Below are 20,711 nucleotides of genomic sequence, written 5' to 3'. Positions count from 1 at the left end.
AATTTTGAGGTGTGACATGGTAAACGAGACAATACTGGCAGTTATTATTGCATTTGTGATCAGCGCGATTCTGTGCCCGATTGTGATTCCGTTCCTGCATAAGCTGAAATTTGGCCAGCAGGTTCGTGATGACGGCCCGCAGGCCCATCTGAAGAAGCAGGGGACGCCCACCATGGGCGGCCTGGTAATTCTTTCGAGCATTATCATCACGTCGCTTTTGTACATCCGGGATTACCCGCGGATTATCCCCGTCCTGTTTGTGACCGTGGGCTTTGGGGTGATCGGATTTCTGGATGATTACATCAAGATTGTGATGAAGCGCTCAGAGGGCTTAAAACCCGGCCAGAAGATGGCGGGGCAGATTGTGATTACCGGGATCTTTGCCCATTATCTTATCACATCAGGGGAGATCGGGACCGGGATGCTGGTTCCGTTTGTGGGAAACGTGATCGTGCTTCCGGTGTGGCTGTTTGTGCCGGCGCTGTTTTTTATCGTCCTGGGGACGGATAACGGCGTGAATTTCACGGACGGCTTAGACGGCCTGTGTACGAGCGTCACGATCCTGGTCGCCACGTTTTTTACGATCGTCGCCATTGGGGAGAACAGCGGCATCAGCCCCATCACAGGCGCTGTGGTGGGAAGCCTCCTGGGATTTCTCCTCTTTAATGTGTATCCGGCGCGGGTATTTATGGGCGATACCGGTTCCCTGGCATTGGGCGGCTTTGTGGCTTCGAGCGCGTTTATGATGCAGATGCCGCTCTATATCGCAGTGGTGGGGCTGATTTACCTGGTGGAGGTGCTCTCAGTCATTATCCAGGTCACATATTTTAAGAAAACACATGGAAAGCGTATTTTTAAGATGGCCCCGATCCACCACCATTTTGAGCTGTGCGGCTGGTCGGAGACGAGAGTCGTGGCAATCTTTTCAATCATAACGGCAATCCTTTGCCTTGTAGCATACTTAGGATTATAGGAGGAATAGACATGAGTCAGAAAGTATTAGTAGCAGGGACCGGAATCAGCGGCATCGCGGCAGCCAGGCTTTTGCTCTTAAAGGGCGGAGAGGTTGTGCTGTATGACGGAAATGAGGCGCTGGACGAGAAGGCGATCAGGGAAAAGTTTGATGAGGGCGCGAAGGTGCGCGTGATCCTTGGCGAGCTGCGCCGGACGGATCTTTTAGGCGTGGAGCTGGCGGTTATAAGCCCCGGTATCCCGCTTGACGCGCCGTTTGTGAGCGTTCTGGATGAAGCGGAGGTGCCGATCTGGGGAGAGCTTCAGCTCGCATACCAGTGCGCCAAGGGAAAGCTGGCGGCGATCACGGGGACGAACGGAAAGACGACGACGACGGCCCTGACAGGCGAGATTTTGAAGACCTTCTATGAGAGCGTGTTTGTGGTGGGAAATATCGGCGAGCCGTTCTGCCTGCACGCCATGGAGACAACGGAAAGGACGGCGACCGTGGCTGAGGTGTCGAGCTTTATGCTGGAGACGATCATGGATTTCAGGCCGGATGTCAGCGCGATTTTAAATATCACGCCGGATCATCTGGATCGCCATAAGACCATGGAGTGTTACATTGAGACAAAGGAGCGCATCGCGAAGTACCAGGAGGAGGAGGATCTGTGCGTGCTGAATCACGATGATCCGGTCCTGCGGGAATTCGGGGAGACCTTAAAATGCCGGGTCGCCTGGTTTTCCAGCCGGGAGGAGCTCTCCAAGGGGTATTATGTGAAGGACGGCGCGATTGTCTATAATGACGGCAAGACCGTGACAGAGATTGTGCGGCTTGACGATCTTAAGCTCATCGGCCGCCATAACCATGAGAATGTGATGGCCGCCGTGGCGATCACAACCGGCATGGGCGTCCCGCTGGAGAAGATCCGGGAGGCGGTGAAGAAATTTGAGGCCGTGGAGCACCGGATTGAGTTCGTGACCGAGCGCTTCGGCGTGAAATATTACAATGATTCCAAGGGGACGAATCCGGATGCGGCTATGCAGGCCATCAAGGCCATGCCGGGGCCGACGCTTTTGATTGCCGGGGGCTATGATAAGCACTCGGAGTTTGACGAGTGGATCGAGAGCTTTGACGGCAAGGTACGCTACCTGGTGCTGATTGGCCAGACGAGGGATAAGATCTCGGACTGCGCAAAGCGCCATGGATTCAGAGATATCATGTACGCAGAGGATCTGGAGGAGGCGGTCAGGGTCTGCGCTTCTTATGCAAATCCCGGAGATAATGTTCTTCTTTCCCCGGCCTGCGCGAGCTGGGGGCAGTTTAAGAACTATGAGGAGCGGGGACGAAAATTTAAGGATTATGTAAGGGGCCTGTAACGGGAGATCCCGCCGCCGGCCGCGCTTTTAGGGAAGCGGCCGGCGCCAGCGCGCGAGGGCCCTTACGGTTAGGAGTGGAGTATGCCTGAAGCCGGGAAAAAGAAGAAGAAAAAGAAGACACGCCGTTTTTACGATTACAGTCTGCTGTTTACTGTCATTTTTCTGACCGTGTTCGGGCTCATTATGATTTACAGCGCCAGCGCTTACAAGGCTCAGATGGATTTCGGGAATCCGGGGCATTTTATGATCCGCCAGGCAGCGATTGCGGCGGGCGGTTTTGTGCTGATGTATGTGGTGTCGCGGATTGATTATCACTGGTATGCCAGATTTGCGACCACTGGTTATATCATGTCCTATATCACCATGCTCCTAACCATGTTCAGCCCCCTGGGCGTGGCCTCGCACGGTAAAAAGCGGTGGCTTAAGGTGGGGCCGGGCATGATGCAGTTCCAGCCGACGGAGCTGGTGAAGATATCCCTGATCCTTCTGCTGGCCGTGCTGATCTCCAAGCTGGGGCCAAAGGTAAACCGCTTAAAGGCCGCGGGGCTGGTGATCGGGCTGTCCGCCCCGCTGGCCCTTCTGGTCACGGCAAACAACCTAAGCTCCGGCATCATCATCTGCGGGATCGTGTTTGTGATGCTGTTTGTGGCCTGCAAGATCACGTGGCCGTTTTTTGCCTGCGTCGGGGGAGGCGTGGGGCTTCTGGCCCTGGCCCCCTATATCGGGGAAGCGCTGGTCAAGATGCACATTTTGAAGGATTACCAGCTCGGGCGGATCAATGTGTGGAAGAGCCCCATTGACTATGCCCGCTCCGGCGGCTTCCAGGTGCTGCAGGGCCTCTATGCCATCGGCTCCGGCGGCCTCTTTGGAAAGGGGCTTGGACAGAGCTTACAGAAGATGGGCTTTGTCCCTGAGGCGCAGAATGATATGATTTTCACAATCATCTGCGAGGAGCTGGGGCTGTTTGGGGCGGTCAGCCTGATCCTGATCTTTATGTTTATGATTTACCGCTTCATGGTGATCGCCGGCAATGCCCCGGATCTGCTGGGGGCGATGCTCGTGGTGGGCGTGATGGCCCACATCGCGATCCAGGTTATTTTAAATATCGCAGTTGTGACGAATTCCATTCCCAATACGGGCGTGACGCTTCCGTTTATCAGCTACGGCGGAACCTCGGTGCTGTTTCTGATGCTGGAGCAGGGGCTGGTTCTCAGCGTCTCCAATCAGATCCGGGCAGAGCAGTAGAGCCTTTCCCGGGCAGCCGTCCGGATTGCTTAAGCTGTTAGGGTCCGGATGATCCGCTTCGCTGTCCGCGCGCTCCCGGTGGAACCGCCGCGCGCCTTCCTGCATAGTATAAAGGTATAAGAAGCGCAGGAGGGATGAAAAAGGTGTCTGTGATCGAAGTCCGGGGACAACGCCCGTTAAAGGGAGAGCTGATCGTGCAGGGCTCCAAGAATGCGGTGCTGCCCATGATGGCCGCGTCCGTGCTGAATAAAGGAATAACCGTCATTGATAATGTCCCCAGAATACAGGATGTGTTTTGTATGATGGGGATACTTGATTCTCTGGGCTGCTGCTGCACGCTGCGCCAGCACCGGCTTCAGATTAACGCAGCGGGCCTTTGGGGCGCTTCCATTTCCCGGAACGATATGGAAACCATGCGCTCCTCCATCCTGCTCTTAGGGCCGCTTCTGGGGCGTCTGGGAGAGGCGTCGGTCTATGAGCCGGGCGGCTGTATGATCGGAAAGCGCCCGATCGATCTGCACCTGATGGCCTTAAAGCGCCTGGGGGCCGCGGTGGAAGAGGGTGGGGAAGGAAAGCCCCTTACGGCCAGGGCAAAGAGGCTTTCCGGCGCGGCGATCGAATTCCCTTACCCGAGCGTGGGCGCGACGGAAAACGCGATCTGCGCCGCTGTGGCGGCTTCGGGGCGGACGGTGCTCACGGGCTGCGCCAGAGAACCGGAGATTGAGGAGCTGTGCCGTTTCCTGACCCGGATGGGAGCCTTAATCCGCGGCGCGGGGAGCCCGGTGATTACAATTGAGGGCGGCCTGGCGCTTCATGACTGCCATTACCGGGCGGGCGGGGACCGGATCGTGGCCGGGACGTATCTTCTGGCGGCGGCCGGGACCGGCGGGGAGATCGCGCTGACCGGGATCGGTGCGGGGCAGCTTCGCCCGGTGCTGTGCGCGCTGAAGCGCCTGGGCGGCTTCCTGTACGAGGAGGAGGGCCTTCTTTTCTTCAAAAGCCAGGGCCGCCCGGCGGCGCTTACAGCCGTGACAGGGCCGCATCCCGGATTCCCGACCGATCTGCAGTCTGTCCTGATGGCGGTCTTAAGCGTGGCGGACGGGGAGAGCGCGGTGCGCGAGACGGTGTTTGAGAGCCGCTTTGCCACGGCGGGAGAGCTCGCAAAGCTGGGCGCGGACATCCGGCTTGACTGCGATACGGCCCGCATCCGCGGCCGGGAGCGCCTTTATGGCGCTTCGGTGGAGGCAAAGGATCTGCGCGGCGGTGCGGCCCTCGCGGTGGCGGGGCTTCTGGCGGACGGGGTCACGCGGATCGGCGGCTGTAAGTACATCGTGCGCGGGTATGAGGATATCTGCCGCGACTTAGCCGGACTGGGCGCGTCGATCGCCTGGAGGCAGCGCGGGCGAACGGAGGAGGCGGGCCGGTAAGACGCGGGCGGACGGCGGATTCAGGGCCGGTAAGAGACGCGGGCGATTGGCAGAGGCAGGCCGGGAGGAGATGCGGCTGCCGGGATGGCCGGCAACAACAAAAGGAGGCGTCGGGGCCAGTGGGAAAACACGGCAGGGTAAAAAGATGGCTTACATTGGCCGTATCCCTCGCGGCGGCGGTATTGCTGCTGATGTTCGTCTTTTTTGTGCGGATCAGCGAGGTGGAGGTGAGCGGAAATGTCCGCTACACACGGGAGCAGGTGGAGGAAGCGGTTTTTGATACAAATTTAAGCAGAAATACCGTTATCTGCTATCTGCGGGATCGGTTCCGGCCACATAAGACGATTCCTTTTGTGGAAGACTATAAGATAGTATTCCGAAGCCTTAACCGGGCGGAGATTATTGTATATGAGAAGAGCGTGGTCGGCTATGTCTCTTATATGAACAGCATGATATATTTTGACAAGGACGGCGTCGTTGTGGAGAGCACGAGCGAGCGGCTGCCGGGCATTCCGATGATAAACGGCCTTGAATTCGGCCATATCGTGCTGCACCGCCCTCTCCCGGTGGAGGATCCGAGGATTTTCTCAGAGCTTTTAAACCTGACGCAGATTCTGGAGATCAATGAAATCATCGTGGATCAGATTGAATTTGCGCGCAGCGGAAGGATGCGCTGCTGTATCGGGACGCTTTTGGTAGAGCTGGGGGACAATACACAGATGAACGGCAAGATTGGGGAGCTTAGAAGCATTCTGAAGGAGTATCCGGACCTGAACGGGACACTATATCTGGATACATACGATGAGGCCAATCTAAGCCCCATGTTCCGATTTGAAAAAAATCAAAATAGAGATTGATTTTTTGCCAGAAATCAAATATAGTATAAGGTAGACTAAATATGTTTAAAAGGCGGCTGAGAGGAAACCGTTAAAAGCCTGCGGGGACGGCGAAACCGTTCGGATATCCTCTGAACAGTTATGGGGCGGCTGCTGTGACAGGTACAATTGATGGAAAAGTGAAGGAGGAACGGTCTTGTTAGAGATTAAGATAAATGAATCGGAGAATTCTGCCAGAATTATCGTGGTCGGCGTCGGCGGAGCGGGCAATAATGCGGTGAACCGTATGATCGAGGAGAATATTGCCGGAGTGGAATTCATTGGGATTAACACGGACAAGCAGGCGCTCCAGTTCTGCAAGGCATCCACGGCGATGCAAATCGGCGAGAAGCTGACCAAGGGGCTGGGCGCGGGGGCCAAGCCTGAGATCGGGGAGAAGGCGGCTGAGGAGAGCCAGGAGGAGCTGGCCCAGGCATTAAAGGGAGCGGACATGGTGTTCGTCACCTGCGGCATGGGCGGAGGCACAGGGACCGGCGCAGCCCCAGTGATCGCGCGGATTGCCAAGGATATGGGTATCCTTACCGTCGGCGTTGTGACAAAACCGTTCCGCTTTGAGGCCAAGACCCGCATGAGCAACGCCATGTCCGGTATTGATAAGCTCAAATCAAGCGTGGATACCCTGATTGTGATTCCGAATGACAAGCTCCTGGAGATCGTGGATCGGCGAACGACCATGCCGGACGCCTTAAAGAAGGCCGACGAGGTGCTCCAGCAGGCCGTACAGGGCATTACAGACTTAATCAATGTTCCCGGGCTCATCAACCTCGATTTCGCGGATGTGCAGACCGTTATGCTGGACAAGGGCATTGCGCACATCGGCATCGGACACGCCAAGGGAGATGAGAAGGCCATCGAGGCCGTGAAGCAGGCCGTATCCAGCCCGCTCCTTGAGACGACCATCGAGGGCGCGAGCCATGTGATCATCAATATTTCCGGCGATATCAGCCTGATCGAGGCCAATGACGCCGCAACCTACGTGCAGGAGCTGGCCGGGGACGACGCGAATATCATCTTCGGCGCGATGTACGACGAGAATGCGCAGGATGAGGCCATCATCACCGTAATTGCCACCGGCCTGGACGCGGATTCTTCCAATACGCCTGTGGAGAAGGCCATGAGCGATTTTAAGAAGCCGTATCAGGCAAAGGGCGCCGCTCCGTTTGCGCCGCAGGGCGCGGGCCGCGAGGCGGCGGCCACGTCTGCGCCGGGCTATAAGATGCCCGCCTACCGCGGCGCGCCCGCCGCGCAGCAGCAGACTCCGGCCGCAGGGCAGAGACCGGCCGGGCAGCAGCCGCAGGGAGCTCCGGTGCAGCCGGCGTTCCGTCCGATGCAGAGGGAGACGCAGATCAATATTCCGGATTTCCTGAAGAATAAGAGGTGATGGCGGGGAAGCTGCTTGCGTGTGATGGATTTGGGGTTTTTTGAAAAAGAGTTGGAAAGATTTGGCCGGGATGGGTGATTTGTTCCGGCCTTTCTGGTTTGGTGGTGTAAGGTTTTACTAGATCGTGAGGGGGCCGCCCGGGACAGGTTCTATATCTATAAGGAACCCCGCTTCCGCCCGGAGAAAAGCGCAGCGGATGCTAAGCTCGAAAAGACCTCGCTAAGCACCGGCGGTTTTCTACGGGTTCCTTATGGATATAGAACCTGTCCCGGGCTACATGATCGGCGGGCTGTAGAGCGATATGATGCAGATGGGTTCAAAGGCTCTTTATATTTTTTCAATTTTGTTATAAACGTAAGTTCTTATGTTGCTCTATGTAAGTTTTACACTTCCGGGCTCATGCGATCAGGCCGTTAAAGCCTTCTACAATGCCCGAAAAGATACTTTTAACACGGCTCAGAACTTCTAAGAACATGGACCACATCCTCCTTACACTCCTGCGGGACTGAACTAATCTGAATTAAAACCAGTCCGAAAGGTGAGTATCCTTCAAATAGGGAGTGTTGCCCGGCTTTCTTTAATGGAAAATGATTCAAGCGATTTAGAGGGGGAAGGGAATACCCCGGAAGAAGAAATTTATCGAAAAATGAAAAATCCACCGGAATTTCTCCCACTAATCCGCTAAACTGGCGCCATTACCTTTTGAATTTCTTTTATCCTTTCCCTTTCGGTTATATCCTCAAAATTCATGTTATTAATCCAATTACAAAACCACTTATAAAGGGCATTCTACATTATAAGGAATTGTAGAAAATTAACAACTCAAAGCATTTCTCTGAAAAGCCAGAAAATCAAGGTTTTTGCATTCTTGTTTTGAGTGGTAATTTGTCTACAAATCCTAAGTCCTTCATCGTCTCATGATATATAACCTCCTGCATATACAGCGAAATCCTCATTACTTTTTTGAAGGAATATGCCAACCATGATTACATCTGGATTTGAAAGTCTCTACTTACAATACAATTATATAAGCCTTTAGATATAATTCAGCTATAATGAGATATGTGAGAGCTTTATGGCCGGCCGATCACGTAGCCAGAGGCAGGTTCTATATCCATAAGGAACCCGTAGAAAACCGCCGGCACTTAGCGAGGTCTTTTCGAGCTTAGTGTCCGCTGCGCTTTTCTCCGAGCGGAAGCGGGGTTCCGTTGGATATAGAACCTGCCTTTGGCGTCCCTCTCGCGGCATATCTGATAACCAGAACCTGCCTCTGGCGTCCCTCTCGCGACATATCTGATAACCAGAACCCGCCTCTGGCGTCCCCCTCGCGACATATCTGACAAGCAAACTCATTCTCTGGCGCCCCTTCACGACGGAAGCAAACGCTATTGCGCTTTCTGTCGCTTTTCACGCATTCTGTCAAAATAAGACGACAAAAATATGGAATCTGCTCTGCGTGTTTGACAAAAATTACAGGAAGAGCTATTTATAATGACTACTGTCGGACAGAGAGGCAGACGGTTCACAGCCCGGAAGGGAGGATGAGAATCGTTCTGAACCGGAGGGGTGGGATAAAATGACATACACCGTATATGCAGATCTCCTGCTGGCCAGTAATTTTATCATGGACGTCCTGCTCCTTTGGCTGATTCGCAGGATGATGCGGCTGGAGGCGAGGAAATGGGGGCTTGCGCCGGCGGCTCTTTTGGGAGCGCTGTATGCCCTGGCTGCTGCTGTTTTTCCGCTGCCTGCCCCTTTGGAGGCATTTTTTACCTATGCAGGCGTGAGCGTTCTGATGGTTCTTGCAGCCTTTCGGATCAGGGGAAGAGGCGGGCTTTTTAAGGCCGTGGCCGGGCTTTATATGGCGTCATGCCTGATGGCCGGCGTGATGGAGCTCCTTGCTTTTTCCGGCCTGCTTTTTAAACCATGGATGTTTGCAGCCGTACCGGGCAGCCTTTTTTTTGTCGTTTTTTTATGGGATCAGACGTTGGCGGGCGCTGCGAAGAACGGCCATCTGTACCAGGTGGAGGTGACATACAGGGGACAAATGGGACGGTTTGTCGGTTTTCTCGATACGGGAAACCGCCTGACGGAGCCGGTGAGCGGGAAACCGGTGTGTATCCTGTCGGCAGAGAGCGCCGGCGGGCTGTTTTCGGCCCTTGACGGCGTTCTGTATATCCCGTTTAGGAGCGTTGGAAAAGAGGGGGGCGTTCTTCCGGCCGTGCGGGCAGAGCGCATGGAGGTTGAAAAGGAGGGAGTAAGGCTGGTGGTGGAAGGCCCTTATATCGCCTTTTCAAAGGAGGCGCTGTCCCGGGACAATACATATCAGATGCTGCTGAACGAGGGGATTTGGATGTGAATGGCAGGTATTTCTTATATTGAATATGAGGAGGAAGAAATATGATCATAAAGGTTTCCATGCCGGGGCAGTTCCGGCTTAAGGTGGCGCCGTCGTTTAAGTCGGTGCTGTTTCCCAGGGAGGGGGAGATTCATTACATAGGCGGAGCGGATGTCCTCCCTGCGCCGCTCAGCAGCCGCGAGGAGGCGCAGGTGCTGCAAAAGCTTGGAACCGAGCAGGATTCACAGGCCAAGTCAAGGCTGATTGAACATAATCTGCGTCTGGTTGTATACATAGCCAAGAAATTCGACAATACGAGCGTGGGGGTCGAGGATCTCATTTCAATCGGCACCATTGGCCTTATCAAGGCTATCAATACGTTTAATATCGATAAAAATATCAAGCTGGCTACCTACGCCTCCCGCTGCATTGAGAATGAGATCCTGATGTATCTGCGGCGGAATAATAAGACGAAGATGGAGGTGTCCATCGATGAGCCTCTGAATGTGGACTGGGATGGAAATGAGCTTCTGCTCTCAGATATCCTGGGCACGGATGAGGATGTCATTTACCGCGATCTGGAGGATGAGACGGAGAAGAAGCTCCTGAATACGGCGATCAGCCGTCTGCCGGCCAGGGAGCAGCGGATCGTGAAGCTGCGCTTCGGGCTGGGGACGGAGAATGAGGATGAGATGACGCAGAAGGAGGTGGCGGATCTGCTGGGGATTTCCCAGTCGTATATTTCGAGGCTGGAAAAGAAGATCATGAAGCGGCTGAAGAAGGAGATTGTGCGGTATGAGTAGAGGGGACGCGCGGCGGCAGGGCGGCTGAGGCTGCCGCTGCGCGGAATTGCGCTTTTTGTCAGGGATTTAGAAGGCGGCGCGTGAAGAGGCTTATGCCGCGGCTTATCAGGGCCGGCAGGAGCAGTCCCAGGATCACGTAAAACGGCCCGAGCTGCGGCCGGAAGCTGACAGGGAAGGAGGAGAGCGTCTCCGGCAGTTCCCGCAGGAAAAAGCGCGCGTACGCATAATCCATGAGCTTAAACACTGTAAAATGCAGCGCCATGATATCAAAGGAGGCGCGCCCTAAAAAGGTCAGCGGGCGGGAGAGGAAGCGCCATTTTTCCACCAGATCCGCCAGGGAGAGGACGAAATAGATCCCCAGCAGGGAGATGGGGAAAAAGAGCAGTCCTGGGATGCTCATGCCGGCCAGGTCAATGTAGATATGGAGACGGCTGTTGACCTGCGTCAGCAAAAACGCGCTGATGATACATCCGTACCAGGTTGTATAGCGGCGGAACCCCGGGCAGTGCGTTTTCATGATCCAGGCGATTGCATACAGGGGAACCACCAGGATGGCGGTCTGCAGGTTATAGGGCAGGCCGCATTTCCGCATGTTGATAAAGACGCCTGCAAGGCCCGCAGCAGCGGCCGGAAAGCCGATCAGGGGCAGGCGCAGGGCGGGCTTTTGGAGCCGTCCGGCCGCTGTGCGCCCAAACCAGACGCAGCCTCCGAACAGGGCGGAGGAGACGAGCCAGACGGGCACAAACCAGAGCGCGCCCTGGATCTGCTCCGGGCAGGAAAAGGAGATGCCGCTTAAGATGGCGGAAAGCATCATGGTGTGGTTATAAGCCGGCTGGCCCGCATAGAGCCCATGCCCGACAAAAAAGTTGTGAAGGAGCACGAAGACGGCCGCATAAAAGAAGTATCTGGGCCAGGCGCCGGATAAGCGGGCCCCGAAATAGGCAAAGGGATCGTCCCCGTATTTGGCTTCATTATAGAAATACCCGGTTATAAAAAAGAAGAGGGCCAGATGGAACAGATATACAAATGCGCCGGCAAAATAGCCGCTGTGCCCTAAAACAATCGCGATGATTCCCAGCCCTTTTACGATATCCCAGTAGAAAGAGCGGGACGAAGCGTCCTGATGCATACGTTTTCCTCCTTGTACCAGCCGATTTTACTATAGGGAGTGGAAAAAAGCAAGAGGAACTGTTTTTCAGGGCCTGTATGATAAATAACATGTTACTGTTTACGGGTAGTATCCTGCGAGGTGTTTTTTGTGAGCGCAGCGGAGGTCACAGAAAACCCGAGGGCAGCAGCGCCAAACCGCGTTTTTTTGCGGTTTGTGTGCATCGCGAAGCGTGTCACTGGGCACAGCCCGGCAGGAGTGTGAAAAGTAACAATAACATCCCGCGCGTTTAACGAAATGACCTTGGTTCAGACAAATGACGCAGCCCGTTTGCGTACGCGCCGGCGGGGGCTCTGCGCTGCGCGATACGCTGTCAGGTCAGATAATGCTTCATGGCGCGCAGGGCGCTTTTTTCGAGGCGGCTGACCTGGGCCTGGCTGATATGAATTTCCTCCGCCACCTCGGTCTGGGTTTTCCCCTCAAAAAAGCGCATGTCGATGATATGGCGTTCCCGCTCCGGGAGGCGCTTCATGGCCTCGCTTAAGGAGAGATCTTCTACCCAGTGCTCTTCGGAATTCTTTTTATCGCTGATCTGATCCATGACGTACAGGGGATCGCCGCCGTCGGTGTAGACCGGCTCGTAGAGGCTGACCGGGCTCTGGATGGCGTCCAGGGCGTAGGTTACCTCTTCCTTAGTGACGCCGAGCTCATCGGCGATCTCACAGACCGTCGGCTCTTTTAAATTCTTTTTCAGGAGATGTTCCCTGGTGTAGATGGCTTTGTAAGCCGTATCCCGCAGGGAGCGGCTGACACGGATGGAATTGTTGTCCCGCAGGTAGCGTTTGACCTCGCCTAAGATCATGGGGATGATATTACCTTGTCGAGGTAATGCGTATAGTCTCATGTGTTTCCCATCAGGCAAACCATTCAGATTCTGTAATGAATGTCAATTTTGTCATCCGTGATCTCGATGGATTCGATCAGGATATGCAGGATATTGCGCTGTTCATCTATAGAAAGGCAATCCCAAATCTGATCCAGATTGGAAATGGTATCCTGGATATCTTTGCGCATGACTGATAAAGAATCCTCGTTCTGCAGTTTTAAGAGCTTGGCCTCCATTTGCCTTCTGGTTTGTTTTAAATCACTGATTGTCTCCAGAAGAATCTCATCCGGAGAGTCAGCGTATAAACCATACAGCCGCTTGATTTTCGTGTCAGTCAGTTCTAAGTTTTTCACCAAATCGTCCGTACGGAAAGAATAGGGAGCAGCGCAGTCCTGGGACTGTACTTCTAAAGCAAAATGGAATACATCGTTGAGAACTGCCTGCTCGATCTCTTCCGAATTATAGTAAGCCTGAGGACAGTCTGGATCTCTGACAAGATACTTCTTGCTTTTCTGCCTGGAATAGCACCCGATTTTCTTTTTTCCTTTTCCCCAGCTCTGGTAATAGAGCGATGCGCCGCAATGTCCGCATTTCATCAGCCCTGTCAGCAGTGATTTTGAGGAGGAGAGCCTCGTGACGGATCGCTGTGTCAGGCGTTCCTGGACACGGCGGAAGATATCCTCGTCTATGATGGGCAAATGCTTCCCTCTGTATTCCTTGTCACGAAATACAATCAGGCCAAGGTACGTTTTTCTGGAAAGGATCTGCAGGACCCAGTTTCCATATTTTAATCCTGTGACATCCGCAATCGACTGAGGAGAAAATCCGCGAAGATACAGATTGAAACAGCTTCGGACCGTTTCAGCATCTTTGTTGGGAATCAGGATACCGTGCTCCGGGCTGTAATCATACCCGATAGGGATACGGTCGCCGCCAGGCCATAAACCGCTTTCTACCCGCGCCTGCATCCCCATTTGAGTACGCTCCCGGATATTCTCGCGCTCCAGTTGGGCAAAAGCAGACAGAATACCGATCATCAGCCGTCCCATAGGAGTGCCGGTGTCGATGGTTTCACTCAGAGAGACAAAAGACACCCTGTTTGGCAGCAGGATGTCTTCAATGAAGTAAAGCATGTCTCTCTGGGATCGTGAAATTCTGTCCAGCTTATAGCAGATGACATGAGTAATCTTATGTTCCTTTGCATCCTGAATCAGGCGCTGCATTTCCGGACGTTCCAGTGTGCTGCCGCTCCAGCCGCCGTCAATATACAATTGATAATCCTCAATCCCCAAAACCCCGCACTGGGCGATGAGGCGTTTTTGCTGCTCTTCAATGGAATACCCTTCTTCCGCCTGCGCATCGGTAGATACGCGGACATAAAGCGCGGCAAAAGGCCTGGCCGACAGAGTTTGCGGTGTTTGCTTTGCCTTTAAAGCAGTTCTTTTTTGTCTCATAGCGCTCCTTTCAAGGCAGTCATCCTTTTACAGTATACCATAGCAATATCTGTATGACAATCACTGCCTGTTAAAGTGATTTGCCAATCATTGGATGCCTCATAACAGTTCCGACAGGTCTGTGTGCTTGGATCGTACGATTACGTGACAAAAGCAGGCATTTGCCCATCGTGAAGCGTGATATCGGGCAAATGCTAGAAGCGTGTCCCCAAATTGCTTTCTGGTAGCTGTGTGTGCCACTTTGTGGGAGATTTGTGCCAAATGAACGCGGCGTAGTGGGCTACGTTAAGTGAATTTGGCACAAATCTCCCACAAAGTGGGGCGTACAGATGCCAGGAATGAATTTTCAAACACGCTCTAGGCAGACGTGTGAACAATAACATGTCTACTGGAGAGTGGATATGTTTTGTTTGGAATCATTCCCATTTCTGCTGCGTCTGGATGCATTACAGATAATATCTAAAATGGTTTGGTTTGTAATTTGGTAGCTGGGCAAATCATGAAAGGATATTTCTGTGCCATTTACGTATCGATGGATGATTTCTGCCATATAGAGTTCCTCCTTGCCTTGATTATTGCCGGTTTTAACTAAAAAATACAAAATTTGGCGGGCCTGGCCGTGGATCACGGCTGTACTTTAAGTATGGGCATGAGAAAGCATTTTTGTGGATTGAAGAGGGAGAGATGGGATTGTGTTATTTATGTTGAATGATGAGAAGATGATTTACATAATTTTGTGTTCAGTTATATTTAAGAAATTATCGGTTACTTGTTTTGCATACAGTTATTTCCGTAAAAAATAAAAATTTCAATAAATACATTGCATCATATCCTAAACGCTTATCCGCAGAAATTCAGGTATTTTACGGATATCCTACAGAGGTAAATGTTTTTGCAATCTGTATCTATGTAAGATATGTCCAGACGTTTTTCCAGACAATTTAAATCGGCCGGGCAGCCATAATTCTTGTATATACAGAATTATAGCAAGAAATGAGAGAAGGGAGAACGGCAAATGATTATGCAAAAAGAGTACCTCGATGATATGAAGGAACATATCATGGGTATGGACGAAAAAGAATTTAAAAAGAGAGGAACCACAAAAGAGGCTGTTTTAAGCAGCAGCGATATTATGGAAAGGCTCTGGTGTATGTACCAGAATGATGTGGAGGACTATGGCTGCGATAAAGAGTTTTCTCTTTGTGATGCGGTAAACGAAGTGATTGGCGCTGTGCCGGTAGAGGAGACAGGGGGCCTGCTTTGGAATGGAGTTGCAACATAAATGAGCTCTCTCATGATTCTGAACTAAAAGATTTGACTTTGGAGGAATTTTTAAACCTCTGTGGAGTCGGCGGACTTGCTGAGTGTATCATCTGAATAATCTGCGCGCAAAAAGGTTATCAAAACGCAGGAGAAAGGAAAAAATGAAATATATTTTAAATTGGAACAATGAATACCTGGAAATGAGGATCGCAGGCGGCCCCATGGATAAGGAAAGTGCAAATCGGGAGATAAAAAAGCAGGCAGTGGAACATCTGGTAGAGCTGGACATAGCCAAAAACACAGAAGAAGCAGAAAAACTTTATACTGCTGCGGAGAAGGCGACAGCAGAGGAAGAAGTAACCGAACTCCACGTTAGCAACGAAACCGTTTCTATCCTGTATGGGGGCGGATACGAAGACCGCTATCAGATTGTGGATTACACAGAGTAATCAGCGAACTGGATCAAAATAAAAATATCTAATAAAGAGAAGGAAAATATATACATGAGCGAGACAAAGTGGGAGAAACCGGATTTCATTGATGGGGAGGTTTTCCGTGAAGCAGGTGAAACAGACGGTTTCCCGGAGATTAGCCATGTGATTACCATATCAACGGAACATATTCGCCCGGAGACGGCTTCCCTGCTGGATGCAGATGCCGTAGAGCTGATTGTTTGGAAGAAAGATAAATACGGATATGTGGTCATGACGATTGGATGGGAACTTTATGGAGAGGATATTCCAGAGGATTTAAGGGCGTGCGTCCAATATGCCGCAGAGCATAATTGTGACTGGCTGTGTCTTGATGGAGATGCCAAGACGGTACAGGGGCTGCCCTTGTATGAATGGAGATTGAGAGTTCCCTATACCGGAACCGAACATAACGGACGGATCATGGAATGCTTTAGCAAAAAGATCTGTCTCGTAAAATTGCCTGCTGGGGAAAACGTCATGGTGAAGGAAGACGGATGGAATGATCAGGATTGATTCCTGTGAGCAGAGAGCCAGGCGGGAATGCCTGCATGCACATATGGCGACTGCCGCGAATATCACATACCCGCTGCTGTGCAGCGCTGCAAGCTTGATGCCCTGTTGCTTTGCAGCGGGGATATTGACTTTCATGGATAGTTAAAAACGGGAGGAAAGAGAATGAGAATAACGAAATACGGACTGATAACTGACCAGCAGCGGTATTTCCTGATAAAAGAATCCGCAGTGAATTACGCAGTGGAAACACTGACTACAGGCAGTTCGCTGTACAAAATGCTCAATGACCTATACAGGCTGAACCAGCTTGCGGAGGAACATATATACCTGGTCGGCTTTACGAACAGAGGACGGCCCCTGGGTGTTTTTGAGGTGTCGCATGGGACAGGGAACGTTTCACTCATCCAGCCGCGGGAAGTGTTCATGCGGCTTCTGTTAGTCGGGGCAAGTTCCTTTGCTATTGCCCATAACCATCCATCCGGGGATTTTACGCCTTCGGGAGAAGATATCAATGTAACAAAATGCCTGAAAGAGGCCGGGGATATGATGAAAATCCCCATGCTCGACCATATCATAGCTGGATCTCCCGGATATTACAGCTTTTACGCAAATGGTTTTTTTGCCAGATAAGAAAGTGCGTAGAATGCATATAAAAAGAGATTTGCTCCGCGAAAGGGCCTGATGACTGTCAGGTTCTTTTTTGCGGGGCGACAAAGCGGAAGCAGAAGCCATACTTTCCCTGGAACAGTACAAAAGGCATATAGGGAAAGGATGCGGAGGAAAAACTGACAGCAAAATAGGAAGAAACATAACAGACTAGGAGAACGTATATGGCAAATGAAGCTTACTATACAAGTGAACATTATAACCAACAACGTAGATTGCTTATCAATGGCGATCCCCGTGCATTAATCTGCTTTTGTGTGGATGTTAGTCAGTCCATGGATGAGTGGTGGATTGAAAAAGGCGGTTTAAGACGTAACACAGGTTCCGGTTTTTCTGATGGTCACAATGTCAACTATTTTAATTTAGATGATATTAGACCTGGGTATGCCCATTATAAAAAAATAGATAAATTGAATGAAACACTTTGCAGTCTTTTGAATGAATTAAAATTTGATCGCGAACTTTGCCGCCAAGTTGCTGTTTCAATTATTACTTATAGCCGTTTTGCGAGTGTAAGATATGATTTTCTTGATTGCGAAGTTTTAGATGTACAATCTTGTAAGTGCTCTGTTGAAAGGGCAGAAACAGCAATGGGTGATGGACTTCGTACTGCGCTTGCACAGTTGGATGAGATGCAGAATGATCTTAAAAATGCCGATAACGATTACTATACTCCTATCTTGGTATTTATGACGGATGGTACTCCTACCGATGACCCACGTACAGAATTTGCAAAAGTCCGAGAGCGCGTACAAAACGGGGAACTGTTTTTGTTTCCGTTAGGTATTGGTGAAGGTGCTGATATGGCAAGGTTACGAGATATGTTTCCTGTAGGAAAAGTGCCTCAGAGTTTTAGTGAGCGCTATAAAATGATTATGCCAGAAGATTATGGTACTATTTTTAAGGAAATTAAAGATCATGTCAAGCGAAAGCAAAGCGTAATGGTTTCAGAGGGAGATAGTATACAAAGTGCACCTGTTGTTGAGGACATTAACATTAATAACAATCAAATGGGTGAAAGCATTATGTATAAATATTTGTCTGGATTAGCTTAATCGAATGATTAAATTTTGTATTAAATATATCCAGATGGGAGAACTTCTATAATATATTAATTTGATAGGGTTCCACAAATATTTGCAAGAAAATTGAGTGTATTGTGTTGATGTCATAGGTGGAAAAATAAAACAGTAGAAAAGTGTAAGAAGCAGGGAAATCCGGGAGTTGGGGCAGTTTGGAAAAATTGTTTCGGCTTCCGGTTTTTTTGCTGTTATACTTTGCGGAAACATATCAACAGATTTTGATAAATATGGGATGGTTGTAGAGATAACACTATTAAAACATGAGATATTTTATCTTGCAGAGGAATATGGCTTGCAATTAATTTTTTATTCGACTAAAATGCTACTACCTTGAAGGGGGAGTGTTCTGCTGCATTCAAACTGCTGGATAGGGTATTAAAAGTGCCGTTGACTTTCCCCTTAGGGTAAAGTTTATACTAAGCATGGAAGGAGGGTTCGCATATGCTTACAATTGGAGAATTTTCAAACATATGCAGAGTATCTACAAAAACTCTTAGATATTATGCTGAAATAGGATTGATACTGCCGGATGAAATTAATCCAGAAAATGGCTACCGGTATTATTCCATCAACCAATTGGAGAAAATGCTGTTGATCAATCATTTGAAGGCTTATTGCTTTTCTTTGGAAGAGATCAAATCAATTTTTGAATCGGAAGAACTGATGGATGAGGTACTTTTTACTGCACTTAATAAAAAGAAAAAGGAGATTGCGGTAAAGGTACAGAAGTTTGAAGATACTCTGCATCAAATAGACAACGATATATCAAATTTGAGGAAAGGCAAATCCATTATGTCATATATGGAAAACATTGATGTGCAGTTGGTTGAGATACCGATAATGTATCTTCTGTCGATACGGAAGAATGTTTTAGAGCATGAATTTTCAGAAGAATATGGTACCTGCTTTGGGAAACTATTTCGGAAAATGGAAGAGAAGAAACTAACAGCGGCTGCTCCGCCAATGGTACTGTTTCATGACGATGAGTATACACCATTTGGATTAGATACGGAATTTGCAATCCCGATAAAAGAGTATGCGACTGGAACAAGGGATTTCTGTCCCGGACTATGTTTGAAAACGGTTGTGCAGGGCTCTTACTCACAGCTTCCTTCGGTTTACGCAAAACAAATAGAGTGGGCAAAAAGAGAAGGCTATGAAAATAGCAATGCATTGTACGAGGTATATGTAACAGATCCGGCAGAGGTTTCAAAAGAAAGTGAACTTGTTACAGAAGTCTATTATCCGGTTAAAAAGAGGGTTTCAAAAGTCCAGAATGGCAGGCAGATATTGTGAAATGCATGAGAGGAAGAAAGTATGGATCAGATAAAAATTGATGAGTTGGAGCAGAAAATAAACAGTCAATATGGAAATACCACAGGTATAGTCATAATAAAAGATGGAATTGTATCCTATGAAAAATACTTTAAAGGTTGTACAGCGGATAGTCGTGTTCACGTCTATTCTGTGACAAAAAGTGTTATTTCAATATTGATTGGGATTGCTCTGGATAAAGGATGCATTAAAAATATTGACGAGAAAGTGCTGGATTACTTCCCGGAATATAAAGTGAAAAGGAGAGAGAAAAAAATACAGAATATTACACTAAAAGATATGCTGACCATGACGGCACCTTATAAATACCGTTTTTTTGCACCTTATATAAAGTACTTTACAAGCAGTGACTGGATAAAATTTTCACTTGATTTATTAGGCGGTCGTGGGAAGATAGGAATATTCCGATATGCCCCATTGATTGGACCAGATATTTTGTCGGGAATTTTAGTGAAAGCAACAGGGCAGTCTGTATTGGATTTTGCTACAGAGAATTTATTTGAACCGATTGGGATTAAAGTGGAAAACAATTTACTATTTGAAAGCAAAGAGGAACAACTAGCATTTAACCAGTCTACGGATATTAGCGGATGGGTAACAGACTCCATGGGAATTCATGCGGCAGGCTGGGGACTTACGCTTACACCAATGGATATGGCAAAGATTGGGCAGTTATATCTGAATGGCGGTATGTGGGAGGGGAAGCAGATCATTTCCTCAAAATGGGTAGAGGACAGTACAATAGAACACAGCCGATGGAAAAAAGAGAATCTGCCCTATGGATATCTATGGTGGGTAAATGAGGATGGCTATGCAGCAATGGGGGATGGCGGCAATACAATTTATGTAAACACGAAGAAAAAGCTGGTGATTTCTATTGCAGCTCTCTTTGTACCCAAAGCAGGGGACAGAATAGAATTAATCAAGAAATTCATTGAGCCTATTTTATGAGATGAACAAAATTGTATTATCAGTTGACTTTATCACAAAGACGATTTATAGTGTCATCGACCAAGAAAAAGGATTGACTCTCGTATTATATGAGGGTTTACACTTAAAGTCAGGAGGTGGTTTCTTTGCTGAAAATAGGAGAATTTTCAGTCTTGTCACAAATCAGTATCCATATGCTCCGGCACTATGATGAGATTGGTTTGCTGATTCCTGAGCATGTGGATGATTTCACGGGATATAGATACTACAGTGAATGTCAGCTCCCGATAGCCAACAAGATACAGGCGTTAAAAAGTATGGGGTTGGGATTAGATTTAATCAAGGAGATATTGGCGAAATATACAGGCAATGACCAACTGAAAGATTATCTCGAACTCCATGCGGTGGAACAGCGGGAAAAAATTGCGAATTTGCAAAAACAATTGAATCTAATCGAAACAACCATAGCGAATTTGGGACATGTTTCAGATATCCCTTTGTACCCCGGATTCTCGAAAACGTGACGATGAATTTTCGCCACACTTAGCCGAACCACCTGAATTTTATTGACAAAACCACC

21 protein-coding genes and 1 pseudogene are annotated in these 20,711 nt (G+C 49.7%); 17 read left to right on the top strand and 5 right to left on the bottom strand.

Translation table 11 applies throughout. The annotated features are described in order from the left end of the window. Positions 1–16 precede the first annotated feature (16 nt). The 8 genes from mraY to sigE all read left to right on the top strand — a co-directional run bounded on the left by mraY (position 17) and on the right by sigE (position 10,421). The gene (gene mraY, locus NFS31_RS14035) at positions 17–973 is read left to right on the top strand and encodes a phospho-N-acetylmuramoyl-pentapeptide-transferase (protein ID WP_251496135.1); all 957 of its coding nucleotides are present in this window, start codon (positions 17–19) and stop codon (positions 971–973) included. Positions 974–978: 5 nt separating this feature from the next. Further along, complete coding sequence (murD, locus tag NFS31_RS14030; protein WP_251496290.1) at positions 979–2,331, top strand: UDP-N-acetylmuramoyl-L-alanine--D-glutamate ligase; 1,353 nt, start codon at positions 979–981, stop codon at positions 2,329–2,331. Between the two features lie 81 nt (positions 2,332–2,412). Continuing rightward, complete coding sequence (locus NFS31_RS14025; protein WP_251496133.1) at positions 2,413–3,576, top strand: FtsW/RodA/SpoVE family cell cycle protein; 1,164 nt, start codon at positions 2,413–2,415, stop codon at positions 3,574–3,576. A 143-nt stretch (positions 3,577–3,719) separates the two neighbouring features. Then, entirely contained in the window at positions 3,720–5,003 is a 1,284-nt protein-coding gene (gene murA, locus NFS31_RS14020; RefSeq protein WP_251496287.1) for a UDP-N-acetylglucosamine 1-carboxyvinyltransferase, read from the top strand. A gap of 119 nt (positions 5,004–5,122) precedes the next feature. Beyond that, positions 5,123–5,860, top strand: a complete 738-nt coding sequence (locus NFS31_RS14015) for a cell division protein FtsQ/DivIB (protein WP_251496131.1) — start codon at positions 5,123–5,125, stop codon at positions 5,858–5,860. 175 nt (positions 5,861–6,035) lie between these two features. After that, complete coding sequence (gene ftsZ / locus NFS31_RS14010; RefSeq protein ID WP_251496129.1) at positions 6,036–7,280, top strand: cell division protein FtsZ; 1,245 nt, start codon at positions 6,036–6,038, stop codon at positions 7,278–7,280. 1,576 nt (positions 7,281–8,856) lie between these two features. Beyond that, the gene (locus tag NFS31_RS14005) at positions 8,857–9,639 is read left to right on the top strand and encodes a sigma-E processing peptidase SpoIIGA (protein ID WP_251496127.1); all 783 of its coding nucleotides are present in this window, start codon (positions 8,857–8,859) and stop codon (positions 9,637–9,639) included. 41 nt (positions 9,640–9,680) lie between these two features. Continuing rightward, positions 9,681–10,421 (top strand): RNA polymerase sporulation sigma factor SigE, encoded by a 741-nt coding sequence (gene sigE / locus NFS31_RS14000; RefSeq protein WP_251496124.1) that lies wholly within the window; start codon positions 9,681–9,683, stop codon positions 10,419–10,421. Between the two features lie 58 nt (positions 10,422–10,479). Here the strand turns inward: sigE and NFS31_RS13995 are convergent, their stop codons facing one another. The 5 genes and pseudogenes from NFS31_RS13995 to NFS31_RS13980 form a co-directional block, all read right to left on the bottom strand. Continuing rightward, complete coding sequence (locus tag NFS31_RS13995; protein ID WP_251496122.1) at positions 10,480–11,550, bottom strand: acyltransferase family protein; 1,071 nt, start codon at positions 11,548–11,550, stop codon at positions 10,480–10,482. 352 nt (positions 11,551–11,902) lie between these two features. After that, positions 11,903–12,397, bottom strand: a pseudogene (locus NFS31_RS13990) (sigma-70 family RNA polymerase sigma factor); the annotation flags it as partial. A gap of 59 nt (positions 12,398–12,456) precedes the next feature. Next, a complete protein-coding gene (locus tag NFS31_RS13985) occupies positions 12,457–13,869 on the bottom strand; it encodes a recombinase family protein (protein WP_251496119.1) in 1,413 nt (470 codons plus the stop codon). A gap of 194 nt (positions 13,870–14,063) precedes the next feature. Continuing rightward, positions 14,064–14,252 carry a DUF6783 domain-containing protein gene (locus tag NFS31_RS27760; protein WP_334303092.1) on the bottom strand — a complete coding sequence of 63 codons (189 nt, stop codon included), beginning with the start codon at positions 14,250–14,252 and terminating at the stop codon, positions 14,064–14,066. A 2-nt stretch (positions 14,253–14,254) separates the two neighbouring features. Then, a complete protein-coding gene (locus NFS31_RS13980; protein WP_160304516.1) occupies positions 14,255–14,419 on the bottom strand; it encodes a hypothetical protein in 165 nt (54 codons plus the stop codon). A 465-nt stretch (positions 14,420–14,884) separates the two neighbouring features. Here NFS31_RS13980 and NFS31_RS13975 point away from each other — a divergent pair, with 465 nt between their 5' ends. The 9 genes from NFS31_RS13975 to NFS31_RS13935 all read left to right on the top strand — a co-directional run bounded on the left by NFS31_RS13975 (position 14,885) and on the right by NFS31_RS13935 (position 20,655). Then, on the top strand, positions 14,885–15,151 hold the full coding sequence (locus NFS31_RS13975; protein WP_160304517.1) for a hypothetical protein: 267 nt from the start codon (positions 14,885–14,887) through the stop codon (positions 15,149–15,151). Positions 15,152–15,293: 142 nt separating this feature from the next. Continuing rightward, positions 15,294–15,581 carry a hypothetical protein gene (locus tag NFS31_RS13970; RefSeq protein WP_160304518.1) on the top strand — a complete coding sequence of 96 codons (288 nt, stop codon included), beginning with the start codon at positions 15,294–15,296 and terminating at the stop codon, positions 15,579–15,581. 54 nt (positions 15,582–15,635) lie between these two features. Continuing rightward, entirely contained in the window at positions 15,636–16,118 is a 483-nt protein-coding gene (locus tag NFS31_RS13965; RefSeq protein ID WP_160304519.1) for a DUF5983 family protein, read from the top strand. Between the two features lie 162 nt (positions 16,119–16,280). Continuing rightward, positions 16,281–16,748 carry a JAB domain-containing protein gene (locus tag NFS31_RS13960; RefSeq protein ID WP_160304520.1) on the top strand — a complete coding sequence of 156 codons (468 nt, stop codon included), beginning with the start codon at positions 16,281–16,283 and terminating at the stop codon, positions 16,746–16,748. Positions 16,749–16,948: 200 nt separating this feature from the next. Then, entirely contained in the window at positions 16,949–17,839 is an 891-nt protein-coding gene (locus NFS31_RS13955; RefSeq protein ID WP_251496117.1) for a vWA domain-containing protein, read from the top strand. 169 nt (positions 17,840–18,008) lie between these two features. Then, positions 18,009–18,200 (top strand): hypothetical protein, encoded by a 192-nt coding sequence (locus NFS31_RS13950; RefSeq protein WP_251496114.1) that lies wholly within the window; start codon positions 18,009–18,011, stop codon positions 18,198–18,200. 107 nt (positions 18,201–18,307) lie between these two features. Further along, on the top strand, positions 18,308–19,162 hold the full coding sequence (locus NFS31_RS13945; protein ID WP_172518825.1) for a MerR family transcriptional regulator: 855 nt from the start codon (positions 18,308–18,310) through the stop codon (positions 19,160–19,162). A gap of 21 nt (positions 19,163–19,183) precedes the next feature. After that, positions 19,184–20,152 carry a serine hydrolase domain-containing protein gene (locus NFS31_RS13940; RefSeq protein WP_172518824.1) on the top strand — a complete coding sequence of 323 codons (969 nt, stop codon included), beginning with the start codon at positions 19,184–19,186 and terminating at the stop codon, positions 20,150–20,152. A 125-nt stretch (positions 20,153–20,277) separates the two neighbouring features. Next, complete coding sequence (locus tag NFS31_RS13935) at positions 20,278–20,655, top strand: MerR family transcriptional regulator (protein ID WP_251496112.1); 378 nt, start codon at positions 20,278–20,280, stop codon at positions 20,653–20,655. The last annotated feature ends 56 nt before the right edge of the window (positions 20,656–20,711 follow it).

The organism is Otoolea muris, from assembly GCF_943193115.1.
GTDB lineage: Bacteria > Bacillota > Clostridia > Lachnospirales > Lachnospiraceae > Otoolea > Otoolea muris.
This window is presented reverse-complemented; position numbering and strand designations above follow the sequence as displayed.

Excerpts from the sequence above, each read along its gene's own strand:
- NFS31_RS13975 (WP_160304517.1), top strand. The coding sequence starts at position 14,885 with ATGATTATGCAAAAAGAGTACCTCGATGATATGAAGGAACATATCATG.
- NFS31_RS13985 (WP_251496119.1), bottom strand. The coding sequence starts at position 13,869 with ATGAGACAAAAAAGAACTGCTTTAAAGGCAAAGCAAACACCGCAAACT.
- NFS31_RS27760 (WP_334303092.1), bottom strand. The coding sequence starts at position 14,252 with ATGTTATTGTTCACACGTCTGCCTAGAGCGTGTTTGAAAATTCATTCC.
- NFS31_RS13955 (WP_251496117.1), top strand. The coding sequence starts at position 16,949 with ATGGCAAATGAAGCTTACTATACAAGTGAACATTATAACCAACAACGT.
- NFS31_RS14005 (WP_251496127.1), top strand. The coding sequence starts at position 8,857 with ATGACATACACCGTATATGCAGATCTCCTGCTGGCCAGTAATTTTATC.
- NFS31_RS13965 (WP_160304519.1), top strand. The coding sequence starts at position 15,636 with ATGAGCGAGACAAAGTGGGAGAAACCGGATTTCATTGATGGGGAGGTT.
- NFS31_RS13995 (WP_251496122.1), bottom strand. The coding sequence starts at position 11,550 with ATGCATCAGGACGCTTCGTCCCGCTCTTTCTACTGGGATATCGTAAAA.
- mraY (WP_251496135.1), top strand. The coding sequence starts at position 17 with ATGGTAAACGAGACAATACTGGCAGTTATTATTGCATTTGTGATCAGC.
- NFS31_RS13970 (WP_160304518.1), top strand. The coding sequence starts at position 15,294 with ATGAAATATATTTTAAATTGGAACAATGAATACCTGGAAATGAGGATC.
- sigE (WP_251496124.1), top strand. The coding sequence starts at position 9,681 with ATGATCATAAAGGTTTCCATGCCGGGGCAGTTCCGGCTTAAGGTGGCG.
- NFS31_RS13980 (WP_160304516.1), bottom strand. The coding sequence starts at position 14,419 with ATGGCAGAAATCATCCATCGATACGTAAATGGCACAGAAATATCCTTT.
- NFS31_RS13960 (WP_160304520.1), top strand. The coding sequence starts at position 16,281 with ATGAGAATAACGAAATACGGACTGATAACTGACCAGCAGCGGTATTTC.
- NFS31_RS13940 (WP_172518824.1), top strand. The coding sequence starts at position 19,184 with ATGGATCAGATAAAAATTGATGAGTTGGAGCAGAAAATAAACAGTCAA.
- NFS31_RS14025 (WP_251496133.1), top strand. The coding sequence starts at position 2,413 with ATGCCTGAAGCCGGGAAAAAGAAGAAGAAAAAGAAGACACGCCGTTTT.
- NFS31_RS13945 (WP_172518825.1), top strand. The coding sequence starts at position 18,308 with ATGCTTACAATTGGAGAATTTTCAAACATATGCAGAGTATCTACAAAA.